We start from the raw sequence: 16,092 nt of genomic DNA, 5'->3' as shown, positions 1-16,092 counted from the left end.
AGAAACTCAGTTAAATAAAGTGATAGGGTGGAGAAACTTGTCCTAATTGCAATTCCCAACGGGGACAAACTTTCTGCCAATTCAAGAAATGATTAGTTAGGAAAGGTTCATCTTGACAAGGCACTAAAAGATAAATTCGTGATTCTGCTCCTGGACAAGCATTGATAATCGTTGATTGATACTGATCGGTAACTAAATGAACGACCTTTTGCCATTCTGTTGCTTGCAGGATATAAAAGTTTTGTTGGGTTTGATAGTGCTGTTTTTTAACTAAAAAATATTGTCTTCCCGTCATCTCAGAACCTAAAACAGGTTCCTCTAACTTACGAGGAATACATTTTAAAATATATTCCCCTTTTCCTTGGAGTTGTTGGAGCTTTTTTTGGTATTCTTCGCTATTAGAACCGAGATGATCAAGTAAATTGTCTCCCTCTAAAAAAGACGTGCCAAAACGTAAGGGCAAAACTGTCGTTTGCTGAAACAATTCGCAGATGACACGATCATGGGATAAAACAGCTTGAATTAAGCGTTCATTATCCTTTTGTAAGGCATCTAAACAGACGTCTGGTTCTACTAGAGCCGAGATTTTTCCTGAAGCCATCAGTAAGACTGGGCTGGCAATTCCAACAGGTAATTTCAAGATCTGTTTTGGAGTTTTTAAAAAAGCGTAAGTATATAAATTATATAATTTCATAGGGCTGGCAAAAGAAATTTTTCAAAAATTTTACAAATCTTTGTATTTGAAAGTGAAATTTCAGTTTTAGTCTTTTTTTAAGAAAACCATGTATAACATCCAATTCCTCGCTATAATATTATAAACTATTCAGGAATTCTTATGACAAGCAATCGTGTTAAAGGCCCAATCAAACCTAAAATCAGCACTATGCCTCGGAATAAATCTGAAGCATCTCAGCAACTTGAATTGTATAAGTTGATTACTGAAAAACAGCGTATCCAAAAAGAATTACAATTGATGGAGCAGCGACTTCAACAGTTAAAAAATCGTCTCACGGTTCTGAATCATCAAATCGATAGTACAGAACAGACTATTCAAGATTTACGCCAAGCTAATCCCACTATACCTAAAATGCTTCATCCTTCTAAACCGATTGCTCAGTCTTCTAATTTCCAAGCCTTTTACCTGGAATATTAAAACTGAAGAGTGCGGGTTAAAGATGGGAATTTCTTTAATTCTTTACCTTGTAAAACCCGCTTTTTTAAGATCATGATAGAAAAAAAAATAATCCTATCTCTAGCTTTTATCAATCGATGAGATTAGGAAAATGCAAGAATAGGATTTTAATTCAACAATAATTTTTATCTTTTTCTACTCATGAAGGTGATCAGGATATTGAGGCTAGTTCTCTACAGACTCTTCTTCTAAAGCCTGAATTTTTAATAAAAGTTCTTCTTCCTGAATTTCAAACTCTTCCTCAGAAATGTTGCCCATATCATAAGCTAGTTGTAATGATAATAATAATTTGTGCAAATTTTCAGTGTCATCATATTCCGTATTTGCACGCTCTTCAATTTTCTCTCCGATCCAGATTAAGCCATTCAGGGGCCCGGTAACAGGAAAGCATAAAAGATCAAGAAACATAACTGATACTCTCCTTACATGAGTTGAGCAAAGGTATAAGGTGCTGTTAAATTGTTGTAGCGAATTCGCAAGCGATCGCCAAATTGTTGATCGATCGCTTCAACTTTCTGACTAAATTCAGATTCTTGATCCCAAGGAATTAAATAAGCCGTATTGTAAATCATGTCATCCATCATCGGCTCGTTTTCTACAACCTCTTGAGCACAGTGATTTAATTGATCTCGAAAGACCTGAACAATTTCTTGTTTACATTGGTATAAGCTGTTTTCAATCCTTTGACCAATATAGATAATTTCTTCCATCGTTAACGTTTTGCCGAGCATATCATCCCGTTGTTTTTTCAACTCCTGATTACACTCGAGAATTCTTTTTAATTCAGACGGGCTATCCCAAAAAATCTTAATGCTAACTTCTCGTTTTCCTGACAATTTGGTAAATAACTCTTTGAGTTGATTCTGATAAGGGATAATCAATTGTTCTATCACCGTTTCCCAGGTTTTCACAACCAATCCAAAACGCAATGGTAGCAAAGTACGGAACCCTGCTTCCATTACGTTTTCTAGGACTTTTTCATGACAGATTAGATAGCGACGGGAAGCCAAATATTTCTCTTTATGAACAACAGAGTAGAGAAAACTAAATCCTTCAATGACTTCACTGTGAACGAGTTCATGATCAATCCCTTCCCAAACCATTTCGTCAGGAATCTGATCGGCAAATATTCCATATAAATAAAGACCCGTAGCCATAAATCATCTCCAAAATTAAAGGGGCTGAGAAGTTAGCACTAAACGAAGCTTTAGATGAATTAAATCAAGTTTGGCTAAACCTAAATCGACATTTCCTTCTACAACAACTCCAGTATTTAAAAGTCGATCAACCAATTCTAATATAGAAGGACTGGCGCTATATTCTCCAGGGTAATAGCTTCCTGGGGAGGGTAAAAGCGTACCAAATTCTCCAAGATTGATATTCAAATCTTTCGGATCGACTTCAAAAATTGCACACAAATGGAGAATTTGCTCTTGTAATTTTTGCAAACTTTCTGCGGCTCTATCTAAATCAGCTTCGCTGAGAATTCTGCCTTCTTCCATGCGGCGAATGATTTGAGCTTCTAACAGTTGACGTACCAGTTCTACCACCGTTAACAGTAAAGGTGCTAAACCCCCTTTACTATGAGTTGTTTCAGAAGTCGGTAAGATCTCATGGGCAGTATCACAAGGTGTGCAAACAAGTGTCATAATCGCAGTTAGTAAATAGGTTTTTGGCGACGAAGCTCAAGCCTGGAATTTCGCAAACTTGAAATTTTCTCTAAGTTTAAATGAGGCAAACTACCTCCTAACTTGTTAGGACTTAAGCAAAGAATTGTTTGGCTTTTGGGAATGTTTTTCATTGTTCGGACTGGTATCATGGCTTTCTATTGCACTCGATTGGGTTAAGGATTTTAAGGCTTTAAGTTCAGCTTCTAAGCTCTGGAGTCGCTGTGAAAGTTCTTTATTTTCTGTTAATAAAGCTTGAGATTGACTATTAAGATAGGGGTCACTTTCCCACCAATTAATTCCAATCTCCCGTGCTTTATCAACAGAGGCAATTAATAGACGAATGCGGATATGTAGAAGTTCAGTAGAAGCGATTGCCACAGAAATATCGCCCGCAATCACAATTCCTTTATCTAAAACTCGTTCAAGGATATCCGCTAAACTAGAACCTTGAGTAGCCGTTGTTATGGAGCTATTTGAGTGGCTTTTGATGGGGGGAGCAAAAGTGGAGGAAGTCACGGTTGGTTTCACTCAAAAAGAATATAAAACTGGTCTTGTTGTTTCAACAATTTCTTTTGCAGTAAAGAACGAACAGCTTTTTCTGCTTGATTTTGCTTGAGGTTTAAAGTTTTGTAAATTTCATGAAAGCTGGCTTTGCGGGTTTGCTGCAAATAATTATAAATTTTCTGTTCATGTTCCTTTAAAGGATCAGGAGGTAACGCACTGGCATTTGGACTACCCGTTTCTTCTACAACAGGTAAGGATTCTGTTGGATTCTCGTTAAGAATTTCCCATAAAATAGTTGTCGATTGATCGATGGGTAAATTAGTCCGTGATAAGAGAACATCTGCACAAATATCGCGGAAATCTGCGTGATTGGGGGTGGCAACAATCTCGTGTTCGGCGCAGACTTTGGCAATCATTAAACAAGAACGCAAACCTGATGTTTTTTCAGCCGTAGTTTTCAGACGGAAAGTTTTGACGAGGTTGACAATAAATAACGCATCTTCTCGACGAATACCCGTTTTTTGGGCGAGAATTTCAGTCTGAGTCAGTTCATCCGGTTCTGGCATATTAATGGTTACCAACCGATCCATTAAGGCATCTTGGGTAGCATGAACGCCACAATATTCTTCCGGGTTAGAGGTAAAAATTGCCCGAAACTGAGAATGGACTTGCAGGTAATCGGGTTGATTGCTAGTGGGCGGCAGGGTCAGAATTTTTTCTTCTAAGGCGGAGAGTAAAACGTTGTTGACTTCGGGTCGAGAACGGTTAAATTCATCATAAACTAACGTAAATCCTTCTCGACAGGCCATCGTCAATCGAGAATCCACCCAATTATGTTTGAGCTCGTCCTCAACTTTGAGAACGCTGTGGATATAGTTATCCATCAGTTTTTTGTGGGTATAACCTGACTGAGAGCCAATTAAATCGGAACTGGTGAAGTCATCATCTCCGAAAATTAGCATGACGGGTCTAGCTAAACAATTAGCCAGGTGCATGGCTAGTGTGGTTTTTCCGGTTCCGGCAGGGCCACGCAGATGAATGGAAAAACCAGAGTGCAGGTAACGTAAAGCCCGGGTTGTAATTTGATGAATTGAAGGTGTGACGACAAATTGACCAGGGCGAACGCGGAGGACAGATCTTCTTGTTTGAGGTTCAGCAACTGTCATGGTTGAAATCTAGTAAACGTCAATAAATTTTCTGAGAAGCTTGATGAAGAAAGTTGACAAATTGCAAACAAATGTGCTATTCTGTAAATACAGTTATATATAGTTACCAAAGCTACAATTCGTGCAAATCTGTTAGCGGTAAGACTAACCGTTATTGCCTGCTAAGGGTAAAAGGTAACTAGCCCTTAGTTTGCAGGAATCCTGTATCCGTTAGGACAGGAGTTCTACTTCTACCATGAGTTTGGGATCTCAAAAGAAGTAGGATTAGTCACACTAGGTTAAAAACCTAAAACTCGTTGTTGTATTTTAATGATAACCCTCTAGTTTAGCTCGACAAAAAGCGACTAGAGGGGTTTTTTTATCCTAGTCTTTGAGCTTGGTTAAAACGAACCAGGAGAATTATTTTCCAAAAACATAGATAGACAACTCTTTACGAAATTGGCGCAAATCTTGTTTTTGCTGCTTCGCTTGAGCTAGACGTTCTTTTTGGATAGCTGTTAAAAACACTCGATTTTCTTGTTTCAATTTTTTGTGAAATTGACTTAGGGAAATCGCTTGTTTCTTGGCTTGGGACAGACGTTCTTTGTGGATAGCTGTTAAAAACACTCGATTTTCTTGTTTCAATTTTTTGTGAAATTGACTTAGGGAAATCGCTTGCTCTTCAGCTTGTTGTTGTCTTTTAACTTGGGTAGCCGACAGAAAAGCTTGAGTCTCTTGGCAGAGTTCAGCCACTTCTTCTGCAATTGATAAACGCTCCTGTCGGAATTTTTCCATGAGAGCAGTCATGGGGTTTTCCTCAATAACACTAAATCATGACTAACCCCACTCATCAGCCGAATATTGACAGCGACTGACTGGGGTTAAACAGTACAAATACCTGCTTTTCCCGCTCCCTCATCCTATGGAGTCTTTACGAAGGTTAGGGGATAAAAGAAAAGCAGACAATTGTTCAGAACTTGAAGATTCCTCAATCAGAAGATTGAAAAATCTATTATTAATCTTAGGCAGGAACCGCAGCGGATTGAGTCAGACCAACAGCTTCAGCATATTTCAGGTAGGTTTCAACAGAAGCGATAACGACGCGGGCTTCAATTGCTAACAGTTCAATTCCCACAAGAGAGACACGAGCCCAAGCATCAATAACGATCCCTTTGTCAAGAATGCGATCAATAACTTCAGCTAAACTAGAGGAAGAATTGGTTTTTTCGACAGCCATGGTTTTGTACCTTTATTACTCATTGTTGTTTGTTTTGTCTAGGGTTAAGAAGTCTTTCACCTCTCCCTGACACTTTGAATCATACCAATTGTTTTTTAAATTTGTCAACACTTTTTCAAAAGTTTTTTGTTAAATAATGTAAAGCTTATTTTGTTTTTTTCAAAAGGTTTTTATTGCATTATGTAATAATGTAAAGTTCATTTTGGTACAATTACGGATATTTTGATTAAACATAAGAGAAATTACGGTCAATAAAATTGATCGAACATCAATACTTTGATTAGGATCAGGGTAGAATTTTTGTTTGAGATCAGTTAACATTCATTAAAAATGCAACTTTTTATATAAATTTCTTCCTCTCAATATGAATACTACCCGACTTGAAACTCCTTACAGTGCTAGGGTTTTAGGTATTTTCAAGGGTTAAGTCAGAAGTCTTGAATTCTCTGGCAATACTTACACCACCAAGAATTGATTTGAGAGTTTAGATGAATACAACCGTAAATATACGGATACAACCGTAAATATACGGATGTACACTTAAGGCAGTACGGAGATCTTATCGCTTGAAACAGCCTCTTCTTTGGGTGGAATGCCAATGATCTAATATAATGAGAAGGCAGAAGACAAAGGATACTATTAGGGGTCGATGAGGGCTTTACAACCCTCACCTCCCATTCAGAACCGTGCTTGCGACTTTCACCGCACACGGCTCCTAGTCTAGTTGACTGTTATCATCAGAACATCTGGTTTATGATTGAGTTGTAAGACCCATCAGTTGCCGTTTTGATATCGTGACAATGGCGATGTAATAGTTGCAGGTTCTTATATTCGTTTTTCCCGCCTAAAGATGTAGGATGAATATGGTCGATTTCTACAACATCTTCTGGGGTAAAATATTGTCCACAGAAGTTACATTTACCTTTTTGCTTTTTGAGCAAAGTTGCTACTCTTTTAGGTACATCAAAAGATGTTCCTTTTCTTGTACTCCAGTAAGTCCAGTTTCCATCATAAGGTGATGCGTCAGGTCTTACAGTTACATGGCGGGTGATAGGTATTTCTGCATGGGTTAGTAGTTTATACCCGTCTTTGGTTTCAAAACTCCATGCCCTATTCTCGTTTTTTCTGAAGTAGTTTTTCAGTTTTTTGTAACTTGCTTTACCGCATCGGCTGACTGTCCATGCTCTTAATCTTTGCCATGTAACATAGTCTAATGAGGAGAATGTTTCTTTGGAAACAACTTTGGAATGGTAGTTACACCATCCTCTTATGACTGGGTTTAGGTTTTTGATTAATGCGTGTTGGGGTGCAGTTTTGTGGGTTTTAATTACTTCCTTCACCTTATCCGAGTGAGCTTTGATTGATTTCTTACTAGGTTTGATTAAGGTTTTAAAACCTAATAATTTGGGTTTTTGACTTCCGGTTTTACTAGAATGGTGTTTACCAACTGGATATTGCCGGAAGTTCCAGCCTAGAAAGTCGAATCCTGGTTTTACCTTTTCGCCGTTTATTTCGATTTCTCTTAATGTGTGGCAAATTCGGGTTTTGGCTGGTTTCAGTTCTAATCCGATAGGTTTTAACCATTCTTCGATTTCAATCATGCACTGTTGAATAATTTCTAATTGTGGACTTACCACGATGAAATCATCGGCATATCTAATGACTAGGGCTTGAACACGGTATTTCTTTTTTGGAAATTTATGTTCAATTAGTCTAATCATTCCATCCAGTGCGATGTTAGCGAGTAGAGGACTGATAACACCTCCTTGTGGTGTACCTGCCTCGGTTGCCTCAAATATGCCGTTGTCCATTACTCCAGCTTTCAACCATTGTCTGATTTGGGCTTTTATTATTGATGGACAATCAATTTTGGACAGTAGGTAATCATGATTAATCTGGTCGAAGCATTTTGAGATGTCAGCATCTAGGATGTAATATTCCCCTTGTTTGATGCTATGGAAGACTCGTGACATTGCGTCATGGGCAGAGCGTCCGGGTCTAAACCCGTAGCTTTCACCCTCAAATCTGGCTTCCCATTGTGGCTCTAATGCAGATTTCACCAAGGCTTGCCTTACTCTGTCGTTTATAGTTGGAATTCCTAGAGGTCTTTCCTCACCGTTGGGTTTGGGTATCCATTTCCTTCGGAGTGGTTTTGCCTTTTGGTATTTATTCAAGTTTTGGGCAAGTTCTAATCGTTGTTTGGGTGTGATGGATTTAACCCCATCTATCCCGGATGTCTTCTTGCCTTGATTATCTTGAGTTACCCTTCTAATTGCTAAGAGTTTGGCGTAATATGACTTGACTAGAAGTTTTTGGAGCTTCCGAGCTTTTGCATTTTGTCCCGATAATGATGCCTGGTAAATTCTCTTTTGCAGCTTAAATACTACCCGTTGAACTTTCGCCCAATTGATAGTATTCCATGCAGTCGTAGTCTTGGTTATACTCGTTTTCACCGTTTTAACTGCTAATTAAAACCTTACCTAACAACTAAACCGGACTCCATGGGCATATCTTAAACATTACGTTTAAGCATTAGCTTCAGAATCCATCTCTCGCCCTCATAACATACGCTTTAGATTTGTAGCTACCTAACAGTATTCGACCTCTGTAGGAGTATACGAGGGGTTTTAACGTTCCTTGGAAATGGGTTTATTGCCTTTAGAATCATCCTATCCGCCGAGGTACTTTTGGGAGTCTTAGTAAGTGTTGAACTGAAATACTTACCTTTTATAGAAGTATCGTTGAAACTTCCATCTTTTCCCTTTGTTCTTTTGAACGCAGCGTAATCAAGTCAATTTCGCTACTTTATTATAACGACGGTTCAAGTCGGATGTTCACTTTCGTTATTCTTGGGCAATTGGCTAGAGAAATTACTTAGGTATTTGACTTATATCCGATTCCCCTTTACTCCCAGCTTCAGTGTTTTGATAATCAGTCTGACACTGTGGGAATTGCCGTATCTCTTTGGAATGGGCTACCGTACTTTATTGTTCGGAAAGCCGCACCATTGACTCCGAGATTGACCTTCCTTTAGGGTCACATTTCCAAAGTTAAGACAGGTTTTGATTGGATTTATTGTTGGGTTTGAATGCCCTTCTATCAATTGTCTACACCTATCTCCCTGCTTACGTTTGGGGTTTATCCCTAGACTTTGACAGGAACGTTTCGCACCAACCATTTAATAATGCAACAAACCTAAACTCTTGACTTTTGACTCCCGTTATGAATTGACTTGTCGCTTAACTTCCTGTTCAATTTGCTGGGGAATTTTAGCGAGTTCTGCCGAAAGTTGTTGTAGAGATTGTTCTACTTTTTGATGCAGTTCATTCATTTGGTGTTGTTGTAAATTTCCCCATTGAGGTAATTGATTAATAAATTGTTGAAGATCGACAATAACATGAGTTAAGCTATTGATTTGTTCCAATTCAGGGCGTTTTTGGAACGTTTGGACAATAACTTCTAACTCCGATTGCATCATCGTTAAGGTTTTTTCTAATAAATTTTGACGTTCTAATAGATTTTGAATCACGATCATTAAAGATTGTAATTCCTGAGCTAATTGAGGATTCGGAGTAAAGGCCAGCCCTGAAGAAATATTTAAAGTATTAATTGTATTTTTTAATTGATCCATTAATTGATCTAAATCCGCTTGATGTTGCTGAACTAAGCTTTTTGTATGGGTAGCACTTTTCCGAGCTTGTTGGGCCAATAATTGACGATTCAACCAATTCAATCCTAAAGCTAAAGATCCCGGAATCACTGCATAAGTTATGGGTTGTCCGGTGAGAAGACTAAAAGAACCAATAATTGCAGCAATAATCAAAATTAATTCTACGATTTCAGGCCATCGTTTATGATTCAGCATATTAATACTCTCAAGTGAAGTTAAATAAAGGCTTCTGGTAAAGAAGGAGAATCGTGGACGCTGCTTTAAAAGTAACAATCCCGATAATCACCTCCCCTAAATTTGCAAAATCAATCGAGCTAAATTAAAATAAATTAACACCCCTAAAACATCAACAGCCGTGGTAATAAACGGTGCTGACATTAAAGCCGGATCTAATCCTAATGAACGGAATAAAAAGGGCAAAGAAGAACCCGCCACCGAAGCTAAGATGGAAATCGCGACTAAACTAACTCCCACCGCCACAGCAACAGATAAATTGCCTTGGACAACAAATGTATTTGCCCAAATTGTAGCTAAAATTCCTAAGATTGAACCTAATAATGCTCCCGCTAATCCCTCGCGGATAATGACTTGTAATGGCCCCATTGCCCGGATTTCATCGGTATTCATCCCCCGAATCACAACAGTAGACGATTGCGCCCCCACATTGCCTCCTGTTCCCGTCAGTAAGGGAATAAAAAACGACAGTGCCACCACCTGATGTAACAGATCCTGTTGCATTTTCAAAATTGAACCCGTGACACTATTTGTTAAGAGTAAAACTAATAACCAAACCACCCGTCTGCGGGCGATTGTTAGCAAATTTGCCTGAAAATAATTATCGCCATCGGTTTGCACCCCCCCCAAAGCATAAATATCTTTTGTGGCTTCCTGTTGAATAATATCTAACACATCATCAACGGTAATAATTCCCACTAATCGCCGTTCACTATCTACCACTGGAATCGCTAAAAAATCGTACCGTTGAATAATATCCGCCACTTCCTCTTGATCGGTGTCCGTTTGCACAGAAACAATATCCTGATTCATAATTTCACCGACGGTTTGTTCTAGTTGGGCGGTGACTAAATCCCGCAACGATAAAATCCCTAATAACCGCCGATCTGAATCCGTAACATACAGAGAATAAATCGTTTCTGTGACATGGGCTAAACTGCGAATTCGTTCTAAACTTTGGCTAACGGTAAAATATTCTTTCAGGGAAACATACTCCGGGGTCATGATTCGTCCGGCGGTTCCCGCTTCATATCCCAATAACAACGCCGTTGATTGACGTTCTGTGGGGCTTAATTCGGCAACAATTCGCCGCACGACGGAGGCGGGTAACTCCTCAAATAAACGCGCTCGGTCATCCGGTGACATTTTATCTACAATGTCGATGACTTCTTGGCGCTTGAATTTTTCGCAGAGAGATTGTTGAACGCTGGAGTCGAGTTGTTCGTAGACTTCGATCGCCTCATCTTTGGGTAATAACCGAAAAGCAATCACCTGCATGGTTTCGGGTAAACCTTCGATAGCCTCGGCGATATCCGCCGGTTGTACAGGCTTCAGGATGCTTTTGGCGGCTGTTAAGTCTCCGAGCTCCAGTAACACTTGTAGTTGCGTCCGCACCAACTCCCGTAACTCTTTACGAGAGATGGTTGAGGTTGGGGGTATGGATTGATTGGCTTCAGTCAAAGGCAGCCCTCCTAAAACAGTTCTGCATCCAGATCCAGTCTAAAGGCTTAAGGTGAACCTTCACCCTCTAAATCAAAAACAGGGAACAGGGAACAGGGAACAGGGAACAGGGAACAGGGAATTAGAAATGTATCAATAATTCTGTCTGTGCTAAATTAACTAGATTTTGATGAAATCCTAAATTTTGAAAGGTATCTAATCTGGGTGTTGATGGATTGATTATAGAGCAAGTTGATCGTTTTCCATCAAGTTACAATTAAACGTTGATTTGTTGTTTCCCTTTTGGGTTAAAGATAAAGGCTGAAGCCCAACAACGAATTGTCTGGTTTAGATTATACTAAAATGAATCCTGTTAGATAAACTCAGCAATGATTAAAATTTTGCATCTTTCGGATATTCATTTAGGGAGTAGTTTTTCCCATGGTCGAATTAATCCTGAAACGGGGTTAAATAGCAGATTAGAGGATTTTATCGCTACCTTGGGACGTTGTATTGATCGAGCGATCGCAGAACCCGTTGATTTAGTTTTATTTGGGGGAGATGCCTTTCCTGATTCTACCCCGGCTCCCTATGTTAAACAAGCCTTTGCATTTCAATTTCGGCGGTTAGTAGATGCAGAAATTCCAACGGTTTTATTAGTCGGAAATCATGATCAACATTCCCAAGGACAAGGGGGAGCCAGTTTAGGAATTTATCGCACGTTAGGGGTTCCCGGATTTGTTGTGGGGGATAGCTTAGAAACCCATACCATTCAAACCCGAAATGGAGCCATTCAAATTATTACTTTACCTTGGTTAACCCGCTCAACATTATTAACTCGCCCTGAAACCGAAAAACTGTCTTTAGAAGCCGTTAATCAACTGTTAATTGACCGTTTAACCGTTGTTTTAGAAGGAGAAATTCGGAGTTTAAATCCAGAATTACCCACAATTTTATTAGGACATTTAATGGTTGAGAGAGCGAATTTAGGAGCCGAACGATTTTTAGCCGTTGGTAAAGGATTTAATATCCCGCTTTCCCTCTTAACTCGCTCTTGTTTTGAATATGTCGCCCTAGGTCATGTCCATAAACATCAAAATCTTAACCGCACCAATGATCCACCTGTTATTTATCCTGGAAGTATTGAACGGGTTGATTTTAGCGAAGAAAAAGAAGAGAAAGGATTTGTATTAATTGAACTCAAAAAAGGGAAAGTTAAATGGGAGTTTTGTGCTTTACCCGCTCGTGCTTTTTGTACGATTAAAGTTGATCTATCTAAAAGCGATGATCCTCAACAAATGGTAATAAAAGCCATTCAAAAACATAAAATTGAAGCAGCTGTTGTGCGTTTAATTTATCAACTGCGTTCAGAGCAATTGGATTTAATTAATACCGCCGAATTACATGATCTTTTAAGGAGTGCCCATACCTATACTATTCAACCGGAATTAGTCAGTCAGTTAGCTCGACCCCGTTTACCGCAATTAGGAACACAAGGGAGTAGTCTGGAACCGTTAGATGCTTTAAAAACCTATTTAACCAGTCGAGAAGATTTGCAAGGATTTCAATCTGAAATGATGGAAGCTGCTCAACTGTTATTAGCGGGAGAAAAATAGAATCAAGATTCAGGGGGAGAATTATGATTCCGTTGTTGCAACGTCCGTTCAATTAAGCCAATTAAATGCTGCGGATTTGACTCTGAACTAGGATTCTCTTCTGGGGTGAGGGCTAATTTTTCGATTTTAGAAATCAAAGAAGGAATCAACTCAGGACTCATATTTTTAGCTTGTTCTACAATTAAAATAATTAAATTCGGATCATAATTATCAATCAGTCTCTCTAATTCCTTAACAACCAATTCTGCCCGTTCTAACTTTGAGAGAATAGAACGAGCAATCTCAGCGTCATTTTCAGCAATATCTTGAAGTTTTTGAGAATGAAATCTAAAATGATTTGCTACTTTATTCATCTGCTGATTGACATTTAAAATTTGATTGAGCAGTTGATTGATTTCCATATTAATCCGACTCAATCCTTGGGAAGGAGTTTGAGATTGATGAGCAATAATAGAGGCTTGTACTGCTAAATGACGAATTTGTTGAAGAATCTTAGCAATTAAATTACACGCCGAGTGAATAGATTCTAAATCATTAGAAATAGATTCACTAATCCTTTGAACATGACTTGTATTAGCATGGATAGAATTTGTACTAACATAAATTGAATGAAAAGATTTGTTAGTTTCTCCAATCACTAGCTGACTTAATTGTAAAAAATCCTCATTAATCTCCGTAATTTTTTGTGCAGTTTCAAAAATTTCCTGTTGCTTAATTTTTAAAAAATCACCATAATTTTTTTTGATTACTTCTTGCTGGCTTTGATAATATTTTGTATATTTTTTAAACTTTCTTTGTTCAACTTCAATAATTTTAAAAGAATGTTCAACTTGGGATTGTTGCTGCTGAATCAAAGTTTGAGCATGATTTAAGAGTTGATTTTGAGCTAATAATAAAGTTTGAATATCGAGAATTCGATAAAATTTATTATCAAAAATAACAACAATCGGCTCATAAATTAATTCTTTAGAGCGATTCAATGCACTATTGACAGCTTCTCCAATTTTACAATTTTGATCCAGCAACAAGGCAGGAATCCTCAGATAATCGAGCAGCATTTGAATCGGTTGATTGAAATACAAATTTTCTCGCTGGGTAGTATTCACTTGTTCTCGAAACTTCGCCCGTGAAATCATGCCTAAGAAGTCGCGGTTATCCATGATAATAACGCCCGGTAAATCGGGGTTTTGGGCAAACTTCTTAGCTACACTCTGTCCTAAAGTGCTAGAACTGACGGTAAAGTCATAAGAAAGGACAGAAGCTAAGGTAGAATCAAAAGTGATGGGAGATTGGCTGCTCATTCATTTTGGCGGTTCAACGCAAACAGGGGTTCTTCCAAGATCATACTGATGAGGTAAGACTGTTCTGTCCATCTTAGAACCGTAAACTCGCAAATAGCTACAAAAATGGCTACAACCTTTTTGTTTTTTCTTCCTCCCCCCCCCTATTCTTTAGAGTGACGGTTATATAAGCCTGTGGACGATGCCTTATACCAGCAGCTTCAACAAGAACGACTTCTGAATCAAGTCACGACTCAGATTCGTCAGAGTTTGGATTTATCGGTGATTTTGTCAACTGCGGTTAAACAGTTGCGACAATTTTTATCGGTTGATCGGTTGCTCATTTATCAATTTGAGCTACAATACCTGTCAACTGTAGAAGCCCCTGAATTGGACTGGGGAGGAGAACGAACATTAGAACAATCATCCCAGTTCAGGGGTGAAGATGTCCCAGGATATCCCTATGGAAAAGTGATCTATGAAGATCGCTCTTCTCATAAGATTCTTTCCGTTTTAAATTTATCAGAAGATCAGCATTGTTTTAAACAAGAGTGTAGTTTTTTAGATAAATATCGTCAAGGTTTTATTAAATCCGTTTCTAATGTAGAACATGACTATGCTCACACTACCTGTTTTATTGAATTTTTAAAACAATTTCAAGTTCAATCTCTCATCATTGTTCCCATTGTAGTTCAAGACAACCTTTGGGGTTTATTAATTGCTCATCAATGTCTCAAACCCCGCCAGTGGAAAACAATGGAAAAACGATTTTTAAAAAAAATTACCCAACATTTATCCATTGCGATTCACCAAGCTCAACTATACGCCCAACTTCAACAACAAAAACAAACCCTAGAACAACGAGTCCGCGAACGAACACAAGCCCTTCATGATGCTTTATTAGGCGCGCAATCTGCCAACCGAGCGAAAAGCCAATTTTTAGCCACCATGAGTCATGAATTACGCACCCCATTAACTTGCGTGATTGGCATTTCAGAAACGTTATTACGCTACTCTGGAGAACAACAAGCCAATCAAAAAATGCCCCTTGATAAGCAGCAACGGTATTTAAAAACAATTCATGATAGTGGCGAAAAGTTACTGGGACTGATTAATGATATTTTAGATTTATCTGAAGTAGAAGCCGGAAAAACCGTCCTCCAAATTAGTGAATTTTCTTGGTCTAAATTAGTCCATCAAAGTCTAAATTCTTTTCAAGAAAAAGCTCAAACTCATCAGATCAATCTCACCAGTGATATCAAAATAAAACCTCATCAAAACCGATTTACAGGAGATCATGAACGGATTCGGAAAATTATCTTTAATTTATTAGAAAATGCCATCAAATTTACCCCAGATGGCGGTCGAGTTACCTTAAAACTTAAGGTAGATAATAATATCGCTATTTTGCAAATCGAAGACACGGGAATTGGAATTCCTGATGATAAAAAGCCTTTATTATTTGAAAAATTTCAGCAGTTAAATTCCGCTTATGATCGTCAGTATGAAGGGACAGGGTTAGGATTAGCCTTGACAAAACAATTGGTTGAATTACATGGCGGTGTCATTCATGTTGAATCTACAGTGGGTGTCGGTTCTATCTTTACCGTACACTTACCCGCTTTACCTTTAATGTCTAAAAAACCTCAAGGTGAAATTACTGAATCTCCGTTTAAAACTTCTTTGCCTTCAGTGTATCTCAATTCTCCTCGTCGCAAGTGTGTTTTAATTGAACGGGATGAAGAAACCGCAACTTTAATTTGTGACTTATTAACCGCCTCTGGATATCAAGTGGTTTGGTTAATGGAAGGATTTACCGCCGTTAAACAAATTGAACTGTTACAACCGGATGCGCTCATTATTGACCTGAATTTACCGGGACAATTCAGCCATGAAATTCTCAATCAACTTCATCATCAACCCCAAACCCAAAAAATTAAAATTTTAGCCTTAACCTATGAAAGCTGCTTTCTTGATTCCAAAGTTAACCCCTCTTTTGAATATTATGATTGTTTAGTTAAACCGATTCAACCCGACGAGTTACTCAATAAAATGATAGCCTTAAAAATGAATTAAATCTTAACCCATTTTACCCTTTACTATT

The 16,092-nt window shown here is 38.3% G+C and carries 15 protein-coding genes; 3 read left to right on the top strand and 12 right to left on the bottom strand.

Translation table 11 applies throughout. The features are described from left to right. Positions 1 to 10: 10 nt before the first annotated feature. Positions 11 to 694, bottom strand: coding sequence for a GvpL/GvpF family gas vesicle protein (locus NMK36_RS09080; protein WP_190516860.1), 684 nt, complete (start codon positions 692 to 694; stop codon positions 11 to 13). 141 nt (positions 695 to 835) lie between these two features. Here NMK36_RS09080 and NMK36_RS09075 point away from each other — a divergent pair, with 141 nt between their 5' ends. Next, on the top strand, positions 836 to 1,153 hold the full coding sequence (locus NMK36_RS09075) for a gas vesicle protein (RefSeq protein ID WP_072721106.1): 318 nt from the start codon (positions 836 to 838) through the stop codon (positions 1,151 to 1,153). A gap of 204 nt (positions 1,154 to 1,357) precedes the next feature. Here NMK36_RS09075 and NMK36_RS09070 read toward each other — a convergent pair whose 3' ends face one another. The 10 genes from NMK36_RS09070 to mgtE form a co-directional block, all read right to left on the bottom strand. Beyond that, positions 1,358 to 1,600, bottom strand: a complete 243-nt coding sequence (locus NMK36_RS09070) for a gas vesicle protein GvpG (RefSeq protein WP_072721105.1) — start codon at positions 1,598 to 1,600, stop codon at positions 1,358 to 1,360. Between the two features lie 14 nt (positions 1,601 to 1,614). Beyond that, positions 1,615 to 2,349, bottom strand: a complete 735-nt coding sequence (locus tag NMK36_RS09065; RefSeq protein WP_193868808.1) for a GvpL/GvpF family gas vesicle protein — start codon at positions 2,347 to 2,349, stop codon at positions 1,615 to 1,617. Positions 2,350 to 2,364: 15 nt separating this feature from the next. Continuing rightward, positions 2,365 to 2,841, bottom strand: a complete 477-nt coding sequence (locus NMK36_RS09060) for a gas vesicle protein K (RefSeq protein WP_190516864.1) — start codon at positions 2,839 to 2,841, stop codon at positions 2,365 to 2,367. Positions 2,842 to 2,946: 105 nt separating this feature from the next. Next, positions 2,947 to 3,378 carry a gas vesicle protein gene (locus tag NMK36_RS09055; protein WP_254173575.1) on the bottom strand — a complete coding sequence of 144 codons (432 nt, stop codon included), beginning with the start codon at positions 3,376 to 3,378 and terminating at the stop codon, positions 2,947 to 2,949. Positions 3,379 to 3,386: 8 nt separating this feature from the next. Beyond that, entirely contained in the window at positions 3,387 to 4,532 is a 1,146-nt protein-coding gene (gene gvpN, locus NMK36_RS09050) for a gas vesicle protein GvpN (RefSeq protein WP_254173574.1), read from the bottom strand. Between the two features lie 399 nt (positions 4,533 to 4,931). Further along, positions 4,932 to 5,318, bottom strand: coding sequence for a gas vesicle protein GvpC (gvpC, locus tag NMK36_RS09045; RefSeq protein ID WP_072721099.1), 387 nt, complete (start codon positions 5,316 to 5,318; stop codon positions 4,932 to 4,934). 214 nt (positions 5,319 to 5,532) lie between these two features. Continuing rightward, complete coding sequence (gvpA, locus tag NMK36_RS09040; protein ID WP_002735503.1) at positions 5,533 to 5,748, bottom strand: gas vesicle structural protein GvpA; 216 nt, start codon at positions 5,746 to 5,748, stop codon at positions 5,533 to 5,535. Positions 5,749 to 6,485: 737 nt separating this feature from the next. Next, on the bottom strand, positions 6,486 to 8,201 hold the full coding sequence (ltrA, locus tag NMK36_RS09035; RefSeq protein WP_367997175.1) for a group II intron reverse transcriptase/maturase: 1,716 nt from the start codon (positions 8,199 to 8,201) through the stop codon (positions 6,486 to 6,488). A gap of 767 nt (positions 8,202 to 8,968) precedes the next feature. Further along, a complete protein-coding gene (locus NMK36_RS09030) occupies positions 8,969 to 9,613 on the bottom strand; it encodes a hypothetical protein (RefSeq protein WP_193868804.1) in 645 nt (214 codons plus the stop codon). A 96-nt stretch (positions 9,614 to 9,709) separates the two neighbouring features. Beyond that, positions 9,710 to 11,113 carry a magnesium transporter gene (mgtE, locus tag NMK36_RS09025; RefSeq protein WP_190516873.1) on the bottom strand — a complete coding sequence of 468 codons (1,404 nt, stop codon included), beginning with the start codon at positions 11,111 to 11,113 and terminating at the stop codon, positions 9,710 to 9,712. A 368-nt stretch (positions 11,114 to 11,481) separates the two neighbouring features. On the opposite strand from mgtE, the gene sbcD reads away from it, so the two are divergent. Next, positions 11,482 to 12,708: an exonuclease subunit SbcD gene (sbcD, locus tag NMK36_RS09020; RefSeq protein WP_254173573.1), complete on the top strand. Its 1,227-nt coding sequence runs from the start codon at positions 11,482 to 11,484 to the stop codon at positions 12,706 to 12,708. 2 nt (positions 12,709 to 12,710) lie between these two features. Here the strand turns inward: sbcD and NMK36_RS09015 are convergent, their stop codons facing one another. Then, positions 12,711 to 14,009: a chemotaxis protein gene (locus tag NMK36_RS09015; protein ID WP_254173572.1), complete on the bottom strand. Its 1,299-nt coding sequence runs from the start codon at positions 14,007 to 14,009 to the stop codon at positions 12,711 to 12,713. Between the two features lie 174 nt (positions 14,010 to 14,183). On the opposite strand from NMK36_RS09015, the gene NMK36_RS09010 reads away from it, so the two are divergent. Beyond that, entirely contained in the window at positions 14,184 to 16,064 is a 1,881-nt protein-coding gene (locus NMK36_RS09010; RefSeq protein ID WP_072721089.1) for a hybrid sensor histidine kinase/response regulator, read from the top strand. Positions 16,065 to 16,092: the final 28 nt, after the last annotated feature.

Origin of the sequence: Planktothrix pseudagardhii (assembly GCF_904830925.1) — a bacterium.
GTDB lineage: Bacteria > Cyanobacteriota > Cyanobacteriia > Cyanobacteriales > Microcoleaceae > Planktothrix > Planktothrix tepida.
The sequence above is the reverse complement of the archived record's forward strand: the minus strand, read 5'-3'. Positions and strand labels throughout refer to the sequence as shown.

Bases quoted from the DNA above. Each gene is read 5' to 3' on its own strand.
- gvpN (WP_254173574.1), bottom strand. From the start codon at position 4,532: ATGACAGTTGCTGAACCTCAAACAAGAAGATCTGTCCTCCGCGTTCGC.
- gvpA (WP_002735503.1), bottom strand. From the start codon at position 5,748: ATGGCTGTCGAAAAAACCAATTCTTCCTCTAGTTTAGCTGAAGTTATT.
- sbcD (WP_254173573.1), top strand. From the start codon at position 11,482: ATGATTAAAATTTTGCATCTTTCGGATATTCATTTAGGGAGTAGTTTT.
- NMK36_RS09080 (WP_190516860.1), bottom strand. From the start codon at position 694: ATGAAATTATATAATTTATATACTTACGCTTTTTTAAAAACTCCAAAA.
- NMK36_RS09060 (WP_190516864.1), bottom strand. From the start codon at position 2,841: ATGACACTTGTTTGCACACCTTGTGATACTGCCCATGAGATCTTACCG.
- NMK36_RS09075 (WP_072721106.1), top strand. From the start codon at position 836: ATGACAAGCAATCGTGTTAAAGGCCCAATCAAACCTAAAATCAGCACT.
- NMK36_RS09070 (WP_072721105.1), bottom strand. From the start codon at position 1,600: ATGTTTCTTGATCTTTTATGCTTTCCTGTTACCGGGCCCCTGAATGGC.
- NMK36_RS09015 (WP_254173572.1), bottom strand. From the start codon at position 14,009: ATGAGCAGCCAATCTCCCATCACTTTTGATTCTACCTTAGCTTCTGTC.
- gvpC (WP_072721099.1), bottom strand. From the start codon at position 5,318: ATGACTGCTCTCATGGAAAAATTCCGACAGGAGCGTTTATCAATTGCA.
- NMK36_RS09030 (WP_193868804.1), bottom strand. From the start codon at position 9,613: ATGCTGAATCATAAACGATGGCCTGAAATCGTAGAATTAATTTTGATT.
- NMK36_RS09065 (WP_193868808.1), bottom strand. From the start codon at position 2,349: ATGGCTACGGGTCTTTATTTATATGGAATATTTGCCGATCAGATTCCT.